The 14,088-nt window shown below is 36.1% G+C and carries 10 protein-coding genes; 4 read left to right on the forward strand and 6 right to left on the reverse strand.

Features of this window, described 5'->3' with window-relative positions; genetic code table 11:
* Positions 1-131: 131 nt before the first annotated feature.
* Positions 132-2,963 carry a ribonucleoside-diphosphate reductase subunit alpha gene (locus tag SKM54_RS00405; RefSeq protein ID WP_248103909.1) on the reverse strand — a complete coding sequence of 944 codons (2,832 nt, stop codon included), beginning with the start codon at positions 2,961-2,963 and terminating at the stop codon, positions 132-134.
* 594 nt (positions 2,964-3,557) lie between these two features.
* On the opposite strand from SKM54_RS00405, the gene bfmR reads away from it, so the two are divergent.
* Both bfmR and bfmS read left to right on the forward strand, forming a co-directional pair.
* Positions 3,558-4,274, forward strand: coding sequence for a response regulator transcription factor BfmR (gene bfmR, locus SKM54_RS00410; protein WP_154772953.1), 717 nt, complete (start codon positions 3,558-3,560; stop codon positions 4,272-4,274).
* A 39-nt stretch (positions 4,275-4,313) separates the two neighbouring features.
* A complete protein-coding gene (gene bfmS, locus SKM54_RS00415; RefSeq protein WP_321093558.1) occupies positions 4,314-5,975 on the forward strand; it encodes a sensor histidine kinase BfmS in 1,662 nt (553 codons plus the stop codon).
* Between the two features lie 107 nt (positions 5,976-6,082).
* Here the strand turns inward: bfmS and putP are convergent, their stop codons facing one another.
* The 5 genes from putP to SKM54_RS00440 all read right to left on the reverse strand — a co-directional run bounded on the left by putP (position 6,083) and on the right by SKM54_RS00440 (position 10,857).
* Positions 6,083-7,573 carry a sodium/proline symporter PutP gene (gene putP / locus SKM54_RS00420; protein WP_407061289.1) on the reverse strand — a complete coding sequence of 497 codons (1,491 nt, stop codon included), beginning with the start codon at positions 7,571-7,573 and terminating at the stop codon, positions 6,083-6,085.
* A 223-nt stretch (positions 7,574-7,796) separates the two neighbouring features.
* Complete coding sequence (locus tag SKM54_RS00425) at positions 7,797-8,651, reverse strand: SPFH domain-containing protein (RefSeq protein ID WP_154772955.1); 855 nt, start codon at positions 8,649-8,651, stop codon at positions 7,797-7,799.
* 1 nt (position 8,652) lies between these two features.
* Positions 8,653-9,138: an NfeD family protein gene (locus SKM54_RS00430; protein ID WP_248103904.1), complete on the reverse strand. Its 486-nt coding sequence runs from the start codon at positions 9,136-9,138 to the stop codon at positions 8,653-8,655.
* A gap of 112 nt (positions 9,139-9,250) precedes the next feature.
* A complete protein-coding gene (locus SKM54_RS00435) occupies positions 9,251-10,168 on the reverse strand; it encodes a patatin-like phospholipase family protein (protein ID WP_321093562.1) in 918 nt (305 codons plus the stop codon).
* A gap of 62 nt (positions 10,169-10,230) precedes the next feature.
* Entirely contained in the window at positions 10,231-10,857 is a 627-nt protein-coding gene (locus tag SKM54_RS00440; protein WP_321093564.1) for a 1-acyl-sn-glycerol-3-phosphate acyltransferase, read from the reverse strand.
* 129 nt (positions 10,858-10,986) lie between these two features.
* Between SKM54_RS00440 and SKM54_RS00445 the strand changes: the two genes are divergently transcribed.
* Both SKM54_RS00445 and SKM54_RS00450 read left to right on the forward strand, forming a co-directional pair.
* Positions 10,987-12,240 carry an MFS transporter gene (locus SKM54_RS00445; protein WP_321093567.1) on the forward strand — a complete coding sequence of 418 codons (1,254 nt, stop codon included), beginning with the start codon at positions 10,987-10,989 and terminating at the stop codon, positions 12,238-12,240.
* Between the two features lie 171 nt (positions 12,241-12,411).
* The gene (locus SKM54_RS00450; RefSeq protein WP_321093569.1) at positions 12,412-14,088 is read left to right on the forward strand and encodes a phosphoethanolamine transferase; all 1,677 of its coding nucleotides are present in this window, start codon (positions 12,412-12,414) and stop codon (positions 14,086-14,088) included.

The following is a 14,088-nucleotide window of genomic DNA, read 5'->3' on the forward strand; positions in this document are numbered from 1 at the left end:
GCACCTCCTATTTTATTTGTATTCAGTTTGGAATCTCCCTAAATCCCTCTTTAAAAAGAGGGACTTTCACACCTTAAGATTAATAGATGTGATCCCCCTCCTTTTAGGAGGGGTTAGGGGAGGTTGTCAGCTTACTGACAAGCCTCACAATCTGGGTTGTCAATTGAACATGCCATTGGTACAGGAGCTGCTTGACCAAAACCTTCTTCTTCAACAGCTTCAGGTTTTTTCGCTTCTACTACAGGTGCTGCAACAACAGGAGCGGCAGTTGCAGTTGCTTTAACAGCATTTAACGCGCCAGTGTTAATTGTAGATTTCTCTGCAGATGTCGCACCTAATGCACGAAGGTAATAAGTTGTCTTAAGACCACGTAACCACGCCATTTTGTACGTCATATCTAGTTTCTTACCGTTTGCACCAGAGATGTAAAGGTTAAGAGACTGTGCTTGATCGATCCATTTTTGACGACGAGATGCAGCGTCAACAATCCAACGTGGTTCAACTTCAAATGCAGTTGCGAAGATTGCTTTTAATTCTTCAGGAATACGAGAAATCTTCTGAACAGAACCTTCGAAGTGTTTAAGGTCGTTCACCATTACAGAATCCCAAAGACCACGATCTTTTAACGCACGTACTAAGTACGGGTTGATCACTGTGAATTCACCAGAAAGGTTAGATTTCACATAAAGGTTTTGGAAAGTAGGCTCGATAGACTGAGAAACACCACAAATGTTAGAGATTGTTGCAGTTGGAGCAATCGCCATTACGTTAGAGTTACGCATACCGTCTTTTTGAACTTTGGCACGTAAAGTGTCCCAATCCAAACGAGTTGTACGGTCAACTTCGAACATGCGTTCTGGGCGTGATTTTGCAACAAGGTCTAATGAGTCAATTGGTAAAATACCTTGATCCCATAATGAACCTTTAAATGTTTCATACGCACCACGTTCAATTGCTAAATCGCTAGATGTTGCAATTGCGTAGTAAGAAATCACTTCCATAGATTCATCAGCAAAATCAACCGCTGCATCTGAACCGTAAGCAATTTGCATTTCGTATAAAGCATCTTGGAAGCCCATGATACCCATACCCACTGGACGATGTTTCAAGTTCGAGTTGCGAGCTTGTTCAACAGCGTAGTAGTTGATGTCAATTACGTTATCTAACATGCGAACAGCAGTTTTTACTGTACGAGCAAGTTTTTCACGGTCTAAAACACCACCTTGAACGTGTTGTACAAGGTTAATCGAACCTAAGTTACATACCGCAATTTCGTCTTGGTTTGTATTAAGCGTGATTTCTGTACATAAGTTAGATGAGTGAACTACGCCAACATGTTGTTGTGGTGAACGTAAGTTACAAACGTCTTTGAATGTGATCCACGGGTGACCTGTTTCAAACAACATAGAAAGCATTTTGCGCCATAAGTCTTTTGCACGTACTTTCTTATGAAGCATGTCAGTTTCTTTGGCAATTGCTTCGTAATGTGCATAACGTTCAGCAAATTCTTTACCTGTTAAGTCATGCAAATCTGGAGTTTCAGATGGCGTGAATAGTGTCCATTCAGCATCTTCAAATACACGTTGCATGAATAAGTCAGGAACCCAGTTCGCTGTGTTCATGTCATGTGTACGACGACGGTCGTCACCAGTGTTCTTACGAAGTTCAAGGAATTCTTCGATGTCTAAGTGCCAAGTTTCTAAGTATGCACAAACTGCACCTTTACGTTTACCACCTTGGTTTACCGCAACAGCTGTATCGTTTGCCACTTTAAGGAATGGAACAACACCTTGAGATTTACCGTTTGTGCCTTTGATATAAGAGTTCAATGCACGAACAGGTGTCCAGTCATTACCTAAACCACCAGCCCATTTAGAAAGAAGGGCATTGTCACGCATAGAACCATAAATGTTGTATAGGTCATCTGCGATTGTAGTTAAGTAGCAGCTAGATAGCTGTGGACGTAAAGTCCCTGAGTTGAACAACGTAGGCGTAGAAGCCATGTAGTCAAAGCTAGACAATAAGTTATAGAACTCAATTGCACGATCTTCACGGTTTTCTTCGTTTAATGACAAGCCCATTGAAACACGCATGAAGAATAATTGCGGTAATTCAAAACGAACGTCATCTGAATGAATGAAGTAACGGTCAAATAAAGTTTGAAGACCTAAATATGTAAATTGGTTAGAGCGTTCAGGTTTAATTGCCGCTGCCAATTTTTCAAGGTCAAAGTTTAATAATTCTGGAGAAAGAAGCTCAAGCTCAACACCTTTTTTCAAGAATGTTTCTAAAGCATCATTTTCTAAAGTATCTGTAGATAAACCTAAGAACTCAAGACCAGTTGCAACTAAGTTGTCACGTAATAAACGCGCAGTTACATACGTGTAGTTTGGTTCTTGTTCAATACGAGTACGCGTAGCCATCATCATTGTTGTAGAGATGTCAGTCGCTTTTACACCGTTATAAAGGTTTTTAACTGTTTCTTCGATAATCGCTTGAACATCAATACCTTCTAAACCTTCGCTCGCTTTTTCAATTGTTGCTTGAAGGCGGCTTAAATCTAAAGGTGCAAGCTGACCATTTGTACCTGTAATTTGTAGCGTAGGGTGATGATGCTCATTTGTTTGCTTACGTGCTTCAGCGCGTTGTTCACGATAAATTACATAAGAACGTGCAACTTTTTGTTCCCCAGTGCGCATAAGTGCAAGTTCTACTTGGTCTTGAATTTCTTCAATATGAATAGTACCGCCAGAAGGCAAACGACGTTTAAATGTGTTTAATACCATTTCTGTAAGCTGAGAAATACGGTCATGAACTCGGCTAGAGTCTGTGCTCTGTTGGCCTTCAACCGCTAAAAATGCTTTACCAATTGCAACGGCAATTTTTTCTGCATCAAAAGCAGCAACATCACCGGTGCGTTTAATCACCTGAATTTGGCCGGGTGTTGATGTGATTACGCTCATTGTCAGCATAGCTCCATATGTCATCTATTTTTATGTTTATGGACCATTTGAACTGGGCGAAAAATAGGCCACAGTGTGTGAGGGATAAACACAAGACTTAGTGGTTTAAAGTTGAATTAGACACAAGATACGGGAAAAAATAGCTTAGATCAATATTGACATTTCTCTTTTTTCTTTCGTAGTTTTTTAATCTTTATTTACAAAAAAATAATCATTTTTTGTGTGTGGCTTGATGATGTCTTATGACACAAGGACATAGCATAACAAAGGTCGTATTAAGTGCTTATAGATAAACTTGTGGATAAGTAAAAAAGGGTAAGAACAAGCAGACAGTTTCTGATCAAATAATGAAATAGATCAAATTTAACACTAATTGTAAAATTTTATTTCTAATAAATAGGTCAAAACCCCTATAAAAATGAAAACTTTAAATAATTCAATGCGTAAAGAAATATAACAAAATACAACTTTGATGTATCAGTTTGGTGAACGGAATCTTGTTTACAATGTAAACGTGTGTATATTGCAGATATATATTTAAGCGTATCTCTTGGATTTATAAAGAATACGTAATGACTAATAAAGGGGCACCTAATGAGCCAAGAAGAAAAGTTACCTAAAATTTTGATTGTTGAAGATGATGAGCGTCTTGCACGTCTGACTCAAGAATATTTAATCCGTAATGGACTAGAAGTTGGGGTAGAACCAGATGGCAATCGTGCCATTCGTCGCATTATTGCAGAACAACCAGATATGGTTGTACTCGACGTTATGCTTCCTGGTGCAGATGGCTTAACCATTTGTCGTGAAGTTCGTCCGCATTACCATCAACCTATTTTAATGTTAACCGCACGTACAGAAGATATGGATCAAGTACTTGGTCTTGAAATGGGTGCAGATGACTATGTTGCTAAACCAGTTCAACCGCGCGTACTTTTAGCACGTATTCGTGCATTGCTTCGTCGTACAGACAAAGCACCTGAAGACGAAGTTGCACAACGTATCGAATTTGATGACTTAGTTATTGATAACGGTGGCCGTTCAGTAACTTTGCATGGCGAGCTTGTTGACTTTACAAGTGCTGAATATGATTTGTTATGGTTATTGGCTTCAAACGCAGGTCGTATTTTATCTCGTGAAGATATCTTCGAGCGTTTACGTGGTATTGAATACGATGGTCAAGACCGTTCAATTGATGTACGCATTTCGCGTATTCGTCCAAAAATTGGTGATGATCCAGAAAACCCTAAACGTATTAAAACAGTACGTAGTAAAGGTTACTTATTCGTTAAAGAAACCAACGGTATGTAATTGAATTAAGCGTTTTCTGGTCTAGAACAGGACATTCTCGTGTTTAAACACAGTATATTTTTGCGCATATATGGCGGTTTAGTCATATTGGTAGTTTTGGTCGCACTTTTCGGTTATCTGTTGGTGCAGATCATTAACTATCAACGTGCGCAAGAATATAGAGAATCTTTGACAGATGGTATTTCTTATATCATTACAGAAGGTATTTCTAGACAACCGAATGCGCAACAAAAATTAGATTGGATTTCAGATGCATCTGACTTATTGGAATTACCCATATATTTTATTGATGCAAACAAAGTTAGTTTAACCAGAACCGAAAAAAAACGAATAGATGAGCAAAAAGCCGCTGTTCGTTATGATGCAAGTAATGCTGTTACTTATGTCATTTTAGGAATAAAAGATGATCCTAATCATTATATTTACATACGTGTAGATAATTTTAATGAGCGTCAAATGAAAGCTTTACCCGTTTTCATTATGGATTATCTTGTTTATTATCCTGGTCAAGAAAAAGAATATCTTCAGAAGCTGCAATCTAAATTTTCATACTCTGTCAGTATTGAAAACATTCAAAATTTACCCTTAGATTCTGAACAAATTGGTCGATTACGTTTAGATCATAGTATTGTGCTGTATCGTGATAATGCGACAACGCGTGGTACTAATGTTTCTATTGTTTCGCCAATGTCGAACTCCTATTCACAAGTTTTGGTTTTAGGACCAATTCCACTGTTTAATTGGATGCCAGTTCAATTGGCAGCAGGTATTACGCTACTTAGTTTGTTTGTTTTAAGTTTAGGCGTATATGGTTTACTCGTGCCAATGCAACGTAAGGTTCGCCAAGTAAATCATGCTTTAAATGGAATGAAAGCAGGCGATATGAGTATCCGATTGCCTGTTGATGGTTCTGATGAAATGGCAAGTTTGGCATCAAGCTATAACAGCATGTCCGACCATATTCAGCGTTTAATTGAAGCGCAACGTGAATTAATGCGTGCGGTGTCGCATGAATTAAGAACACCTGTTGCTCGAATTCGCTTTGGTATGGAAATGCTAGCCGAAGATGATGACTATGACAGTCGACTTCAGCAAGTTGATATGATCGATAAAGATATTGAGGCGCTAAATAATCTTATTGATGAAATTATGACTTATGCTAAGTTAGAGCAAGGTACACCATCATTCGATTATGAAAAAGTAGTATTGCTTGAGGTTTTAGAGCAAGTTGCAACGGAAACTGAAGCATTAAAAACGCAAAAAGAAATAATATTGAATGCACCTCCTGAATATTTACAAGTGGATGCCGAATATCGTTATTTACATCGCGTTGTTCAAAACTTAGTAGGCAATGCCATTCGTTATTGTGATAACAAAGTAATGATTAGTGGTGGTGTGAATGATCATGGTAAAGCTTATATTTGTGTTGAAGATGATGGTGCGGGTATTCCAGAACAAGATCGGGAACGTGTTTTTGAAGCATTTGCTCGTTTAGATGATAGTCGTACTCGTGCATCGGGTGGTTATGGTCTAGGTTTATCTATTGTAAGTCGTATTGCATATTGGTTTGGCGGTGAAATTAGAGTAGATGAAAGCCCGACTTTAGGTGGTGCAAGATTTATTATGACATGGCCTGCAAAGCGCTTTAAATCAGAAAAAAAGAACTATTTAAAAGGTATGATAGACGGTAAATCTGAATAATTAAGTTTTAAAACTCTGAGTATTTAGATGTGTTTTAAATAGTTGAAAATGTAAAAAAGCCAGTTAGAAAACTGGCTTTTTTGTTTCATTTAAAAGAAAGCTTTAAGTTATTTAGTTGAATCGATATATAACTGATCTGCTTCATTGAAGCGATCTGTAATATCTTGGCTTGGTTCTTTATCTAATAAACTCACCACAATAATGGCAATGAATGAACAAATAAAGCCAGGTACAATTTCATAAAGACCTGTTTCGGCAAAGAAGTTTTTCCAAATAATTACAATAGCAGCACCAAGTACCATACCCACTAAAGCACCATTTAAAGTCATACGTTTCCAGAATAACGATAAAATAATAAGTGGACCGAATGCAGCACCAAAACCAGCCCAAGCATAAGCCACTAAACCAAGTACTTTAGATTCAGGATTTGCAGCTAACCAAATTGCAAGAACAGCAATAAGAAGAACCATTAAACGACCTACCCAAACCAACTCATTTTGAGATGCTGCTTTGCGGATAAATGTTTTGTAGAAATCTTCAGTTAAAGTGCTTGAACATACAAGTAATTGGCAGCTTAATGTACTCATTACGGCTGCCAAAATTGCCGCTAAAACAATACCTGCAATCCATGGGTTAAATAAAATTTTAGTTAATTCCATGAATACGGTTTCAGGGTTTGCATTTACAACCGCAGCCAATTCAGGATGTTGTTGGAAATAAGCAATACCAATAAAACCTGCAGCAACTGCACCACCTAAACATAAAATCATCCATGTCATGCCAATACGACGCGCATTTGGAATAGATTTTACAGAGTCCGCAGCCATAAAGCGTACAAGAATGTGCGGTTGACCAAAGTAGCCTAAGCCCCAAGCAAGTAATGAAATAATGGCAATAAAGCTTAAATCACCCATGATATTCATGGCTTGTGGACGAGCTGCTTCAAGTGCCATTGTCACTTGAGATAGGTCGGAGAACGTTAAAATAGCAACAATTGGTGTTAGTAAAAGTGCAAAAATCATCAAGCCAGCTTGAATGGTATCTGTCCAGCTTACTGCCAAGAAACCACCAATAAATACATAGCTAATAGTTGCTAAAGCACTTACCCATAATGCTGTGCTGTAAGACATTTCAAACATACTTTCGAATAAACGCGCACCAGCAACCATGCCTGAAGCACAGTAAATTGCGAAGAAAATTAAAATAATAAATGCAGACGCAATACGTAAAATTTTCTTATTGTCGTTAAAGCGGTTAGCAAAATAGTCTGGTAGAGTAAGAGCGTTATTTTGAACTTCTGTATGTACACGTAATCGACCAGCAACTAAATACCAGTTGATCCAAGCACCAATAATAAGACCAATTGCAATCCAAGCTTCAGAAAGACCTGCAAGATAAATCGCACCAGGTAAGCCCATGAGTAACCAACCACTCATGTCAGATGCGCCTGCTGAAAGTGCAGTAACGAAACTACCTAAGCGTCTTCCGCCAAGAATATAGTCTGAAAAGTTAGTGGTTGCGCGGTAAGCCATGAGACCAATGAAAACCATGGCGACGATATAGAATAAAAAGGTTATTAATGTAGGATTTAAATTCATAACTATGTCCATGTCAGGATATATAGAAACTGTGTTTTAAAGTGAATTTTTTAAGGCTTTTAATTAGCTTCACTTAAAACTTGTTTGCTAATCATATATAAGTTTAAAAATAAATAGTAATTTTATACAAAATTTATTAATAATTGCGGTTTTATCGTAAGCAAAAAAAATATGGGTAGCAAATCTGCTACCCATATTGTGTGAAGTTTATAGCTTTAGTTTTTTAGTTTCCACGACCCATAATGCCGCGAATAGTACTTAAAATATCGGCAGGAAGCACAACAGTTTTTGCATTATTCGATTTAGACATATCTTGCATAGCTTTCACATATTGTTCACCTAATAAGTAAGCAACAGGAATTTCTTTATCGCCAACTGCTGAAGTTACTAATTCAATTGCACGTTGTGAAGATTCCGCTAGAACAATTTGTGCTTCTGCATCACGACGAGATGCTTCTAAACGACCATCAGCCTCAAGAATAGCAGCTTGTTTTTCACCATCTGCTTTCGTTACTGTTGCACGACGTTGACGTTCTGCAGCAGCTTGTTCTTCCATCGCAGTTTGCATGGTGTGAGATGGTTTAATATCTTGAATTTCTACAGTTTTAAGCGTAATACCCCAATCTGCAATATCATCTGAAATAGCAGCTTTAAGCTTTGCTTTAATATGGTCACGTGAAGATAAAGCATCATCTAAGTCCATTTCACCTACAATTGAACGTAGTGAAGTTTGAACCATGTTTTGAATTGCCCACGTGTAGTTTTCAATACCATAAACAGCTTTTTCAGGCGTTGTTAAGTTAATGTACGCAACAGCATTCATTAAAAGAACCGCGTTATCACGTGAAATTACTTCTTGTGATGGAATGTCAAGTACGATGTCTTTCGTTGTAACTTTATATGCAACTTCGTCAATATACGGAATAACAAAGTTTAGACCAGGACCAAGTGTTGTATGGTATTTACCTAAGCGCTGTACAATCCATTTATAACCTTGTGGAACAATACGTACGCCTTTAAAAATTGTTATTGCAACAAAGGCTAAAAACGCCAATACAATAATAGAACCAGCTGACATTTTATTTACTCACTTTTTCATTTTCATAATTGGTGGTGTGTGCCTGTACAACTAAATCGTTGCCTAAAATATCGATTACACGAACGCGATCGCCAACTTGTACATACGATTGTGTACGGCAATTCCATTCATCAGAACCTAATACAGGCATTGGGAATCGAACTTTAATTTGGTCATGTTCTAAATTATTTTGAATGACCATTCCAACTTGTCCAATTGTTGCTTCACGAGATAAACCTGCTTTGGTTTTATCTATAGAAAGTGGTTTGATGTATTTAAACCAAAAGACAGTTGCTAGAACGGAAAGGATAATCCAAGTAATAATTTGAGCTGTTTGCCCCATAGATGGAAATAGCCAAAGTAAAACTCCAACTAAAATAGCGCCTATGCCAAACCAAAGTGCAGCAAAAGCTGGAAGCATTAATTCAGATAGAATTAAAGCAATACCCAATACAAACCAATGCCACGGTTCCAAAATTAATTCCATACATTTTCTCTTTGTATTAGTAATGAATAAGGAAATGTTTGATATAGATGACGAGTCATCTATATCAATTTAACAGATGCAAACCTATGTGCATATAGCAAATTTCTTGATTTTAAAATTTAGCTCTAGGCGCGGGTTTCAATGCAGCAGGTGATTTTTTGAAATCTGCAATAGCTTTATTAATGGCATGAATTTTGAGCTGAGTCGCTTTCTCACCCGCTAAAATGGTTTCATGACTTGCTTTTAAATCGAGCGTTCCAATATGACCAACTTTAGGTTGAATCACGATATTGGCTTGTTTGAGCTCTTCATTAATACTTTGTTGTCCCATAATATTAATGGTTTGATCGAGTAAACCAAACATACTTGTGGCTTTTCCACCTTCAGGGCGAGCAGAAATATCGACTGCAATTACAAGGTCTGCACCCATATCTTTTGCAGTTTTTACAGGAATTGGGCTAACTAAACCGCCATCTACATACTTAACACCTGCAATAGTGGCAGGTACAAATACGTTAGGAATGCTGCAAGATGCACGAACAGCTTGTCCTGCATTGCCTTTAATAAACTCAACTTTTCTACCATTGTCTAAACGTGTAGCAACGGCAGCAAAGCGAATTGGAAATTTTTCCATGGGTTTATTTGAGACATTTTTATTGACATAGTCTTGTAGCTTTTGACCAAGCAAAATGCCTTGTCTATTTAATGTTAAATCTCGAATATCTGATTCTTTAAAATTCAACGCAATTTGCTGTAGTTGATAAGGTGATTTTCCGCTTGCATATAAACTACCAACAAAACTACCTGCACTTGTTCCTGTCACAATTTTGGCTTTAATGCCATGAGATTCAAGAACTTTAATGACACCAATATGAGCAAAACCTTTTGCACCACCGCCACCAAGAGCAATAGCAATAACGGGTTCACGTGCTTTAATTGCTGTAGTTTGCGGTGTTGTTTTCGTTGCTTTGTCGCAACCAAATAAGCTTAAACCAAGAATGGCAAGAAGGGGGAGATGAAATAATTTCATAAATTAAACAAAATGAATTAAACAAATAATGAGCACATATCACCAAAAAGTAGAGTATTTTGCTAGTCTTTTTTCCAATGCTTTTGTAACGGCTTTGCTAACCACTTTTCATGTTTAGGTGAAAATTTACCTTCATAAATTTTTAAGATGCTTTCTAAATCTTGCTCATAATTGCCTGTTGTTTCAAATGTTCCTAAAATTCGAATAACTTTATGCTGATAATCGAATGCAAACATAACAATTGGAATTTGTGCTGTATCGGCAATATGATAAAAACCGCTACGAATCTTTTCTGCTTCTTTACGTGTACCTTCGGGCGCCATTCCGACCCAAATTTGTTCTTTAGACGCAATAATATCTGCAATTTGTTGCGTATATCCTTGTGGTGAGTTTCGTACAACAGGAATCACGCCAATCCATTCTAAAATTGGTTTTAACGGTGTTTTAAACAGTGAATGCTTACCAAATATAGTAATTTTTATATTTAAACCGAGTAGGGCTAGAAAACCGTACCAAGCATCTATATTAGATGTATGCGGAGAAATAATAGCGACGGCTTTTGGCAAATTTGGAAATTCGCCATGCATTTCCCAACCTTGAGCTAGAAAAATACGCTTAAACATCATTTGTGTATAAACACTCGAGTTTCGATGTGGAACTAAAGGCGGTAATGTCGGAAATTTTTTCATATTATTTTTATCTTAATTGAAAAGTAAGATTATATAGAAATTTTAAGCTTTAATATGGATATGATCATTGGCAGAATACGATATGCCTTATGTGTATAAGTACAAAAATATTATCTGCTTAGGAATTTTATGTCTAATTTACGTAATGTTTATCTTATTTTGTTTTCATTATATTGGGCGCAAGGTCTACCTGTAGGTTTTATGACTCATGCTTTACCTGTTATTTTAAGGGCTCAGGGTGTCTCACTTGCACATATTGGTGGTTTTGGCTTACTTATGTTGCCTTGGTCAATCAAAATATTTTGGGCGCCATTGGTCGATAAATTTGGACATCAAAAATTAGGTCATTATAGATCTTGGATTATTCCAACACAGTTATTAACTATTTTTGTGCTTATTGCACTTTCATTTATTCCAATTGGATCTTTAAATCAGCCTGTGTATTTAGTGGCATTTTTTGTTGTTTTGCTCAGTATGAATTTAATTGGAGCAACGCAAGATATTGCAACAGATGGCTTGGCTGTAAATATTTTGAAAAATGAACAACAACAATGGGGGAATACCTTTCAGGTTATCGGTTCAAGATTGGGTTTTATTGTTGGTGGTGGTGCAATTTTATGGGCTTTAGATTGGCTCAATTGGCAAATGACGTTTTTGGTATTGGCTGGATTAGTTGCTTTAAATACGCTTCCTATTTTATTGACGAAAGAGCCACAGCATAAAAGTAAACAGCATCAGAATAATAAGATTCAATTTGAATGGGCAAATGTAAAAGCATATTTATTTTATTTTACTCAAACGCCTTTGTTGATGTCATGGTTGATTGTTCTTGTAACTTTTAAAGTTGCAGATGGTTTATCTGGACCATTATTGAAACCATTAATGGTTGATATGGGTTTAAGTTTTTCACAAATTGGTATTTATGTGACGATGCTCGGTGCTTTCGCTGCGCTTGTCGGTGCAGGAATAGCAGGACTAAGTTTGAAATTTATTTCTAGAACAAATGCATTGCTGAGTTTTTCAATTTTAAAAGTTTTTAGTTTGTCCGCATATGCATATTTGGCATATTTATTTGAAGCAAAAATACAAATTTCACGGTGGTTAATTTATAGCGTGAATGCATTAGAAGATATGGTGTCTTCTATGTTGTTAGTCGTAATGCTGACTTTGGTAATGCAATATAGCCGTAAAGATTTCGCAGGGACAGATTTCACTTTTCAAGTCGCAATTATGGCAACTGTAAGTGGTGCTTTATATAGTCTGAGTGGGATTTTTGGTGATATTTTGGGCTATAAAATCTATTTATGTATAATATGTTTGATTGCGTTAATTACAATTATGCCCATTATCAAATGGTCAAAACTAAATAAATCACCCTCTTAATAATTAAGTTTATCACTTAATGAATTCTATAAAAAAATAAGAAACTTATCCATAAATTAAGCTTCTAAATATTTTTATTATTTCCATATAAATTAAAAATTCTAATTTAAGTATTTTTTAAGTTTTAAATTTTACCTTAAGTCATTGGATTTTCCCTTTGATAAAATTTTTATGCAAAATTTAAAAGCAAAATTAAGCCAGCTAAGAAATAAAATTAAGCCTATTAGCTTAGGTCAATTCAATTTATTGATCGCTTTATGGCTTGGTATTATTCTAAATATTGGATTTTATGAAAAAGTAAATGAACTCACGCCATATCAAGGTTTTAAAGCTGGTCTTTTTATTACAGCAACAATTTGTATTGTCATCGCTTTTTATAATCTTGTCATGCAACTTTTTGCTTGGAAGTGGACTGCAAAAGTATTCGCAATAATTTTAATTGTTATTGGTGGATTTAGTTCATATTTCGTGAATAGCTTGGGAATAATAATAACTTCAGACCAAGTTCAAAATATGATGCAAACTGACATAAAAGAAGTAAATGACTTACTTTCACCACAGCTTTTAACTTGGATGTCTGGTGCAATTGTTTTGCCAGTTTTTGCTATCTTACTTGTCCGCTTAAAAGATGAAGCTGCACTTAAAATGCTATTAAAGAAAGCTGTTTATAGTTTTGCATCTTTAGCTATTATCGGTGGATTATTATTTAGTTTCTATGTCGATTTTGCAGCAATCTTTCGCGAGCATCGTGACCTAAAAGGAATGATTTCACCGCAGAATGCAATTGCTTCTACAACATCATATTTTCATAAAAAAGCACCTAAAAAGAACTTACCATTACTAACTTATGGCAGTGATGCACATTTGGTTGAAAAAATAGGTAGTTTAAATAAACTTAAACTGATGGTGTTAGTGGTTGGTGAAACAGCACGTGCAGAAAGCTTTTCATTAAATGGTTATTCAAAAAATACAAATCCAAAGCTATCTAAACAAGACATTATTAATTTTAGTCAGGTGAGTTCTTGCGGTACAGCAACAGCTGTTTCAGTACCTTGTATGTTTTCTGGTATGCCAAGAGATGCTTATGATGAAGAACTTGCAAGTCACCGTGAGGGATTATTAGATATTGCTCAACGAGCAGGATACAAGGTGACTTGGATAGATAATAACTCTGGTTGTAAAGGCGCATGTGATCGAGTTGAAGAATTTGAAATATCTAAAGAATTAAAGCAAAAGTGGTGTGATAACTCAGGTGAATGTTTAGATGGAATTTTGGTTGATAGCTTAAAATTGTACTTAGGAAAAATTCCTGATAAAGATAAAGTACCACGTTTAATTGTATTACATCAAATGGGTAGTCATGGTCCTGCATACTTTAAGCGCTCAACAGATGAGTTTAAAAAGTTCAAACCAACATGCGATACAAATGCCATTCAAGGATGTAGTCAAGAAGCTTTAATTAACTCTTATGACAATACAATTTTATATACTGATCAAGTGTTAAATGAATTAATTGATACGCTTAAACAGAATGAAAAATATCAAACAGGTTTTTGGTATTTGTCAGATCATGGCGAATCTACAGGTGAAAAGGGGCTATATTTGCATGGTGCTCCTTATGCAATTGCACCAAGTCAGCAAACCCATGTTCCAATGTTAATGTGGTTTTCACCTCAATGGAAACAATCAATTTCGCATGAATTAGATTGTTTGAATCAACGAAAAAATCAACAATTTAGTCAAGATAATTTATTTCCATCAATGTTATCTTTACTTGGAATTAACACAAAAGTGTTAGATTCAAAGCTAAATATGTTTAATCAATGTAATGCCAAAACACGAGCATAA

Origin of the sequence: Acinetobacter faecalis (assembly GCF_034187745.1) — a bacterium.
Classification (GTDB): domain Bacteria; phylum Pseudomonadota; class Gammaproteobacteria; order Pseudomonadales; family Moraxellaceae; genus Acinetobacter; species Acinetobacter faecalis.

Bases quoted from the DNA above. Each gene is read 5' to 3' on its own strand.
- SKM54_RS00440 (WP_321093564.1), bottom strand. From the start codon at position 10,857: ATGAAAAAATTTCCGACATTACCGCCTTTAGTTCCACATCGAAACTCG.
- bfmR (WP_154772953.1), top strand. From the start codon at position 3,558: ATGAGCCAAGAAGAAAAGTTACCTAAAATTTTGATTGTTGAAGATGAT.
- SKM54_RS00405 (WP_248103909.1), bottom strand. From the start codon at position 2,963: ATGAGCGTAATCACATCAACACCCGGCCAAATTCAGGTGATTAAACGC.
- putP (WP_407061289.1), bottom strand. From the start codon at position 7,573: ATGAATTTAAATCCTACATTAATAACCTTTTTATTCTATATCGTCGCC.
- SKM54_RS00425 (WP_154772955.1), bottom strand. From the start codon at position 8,651: ATGTCAGCTGGTTCTATTATTGTATTGGCGTTTTTAGCCTTTGTTGCA.
- SKM54_RS00445 (WP_321093567.1), top strand. From the start codon at position 10,987: ATGTCTAATTTACGTAATGTTTATCTTATTTTGTTTTCATTATATTGG.
- SKM54_RS00435 (WP_321093562.1), bottom strand. From the start codon at position 10,168: ATGAAATTATTTCATCTCCCCCTTCTTGCCATTCTTGGTTTAAGCTTA.
- SKM54_RS00450 (WP_321093569.1), top strand. From the start codon at position 12,412: ATGCAAAATTTAAAAGCAAAATTAAGCCAGCTAAGAAATAAAATTAAG.
- SKM54_RS00430 (WP_248103904.1), bottom strand. From the start codon at position 9,138: ATGGAATTAATTTTGGAACCGTGGCATTGGTTTGTATTGGGTATTGCT.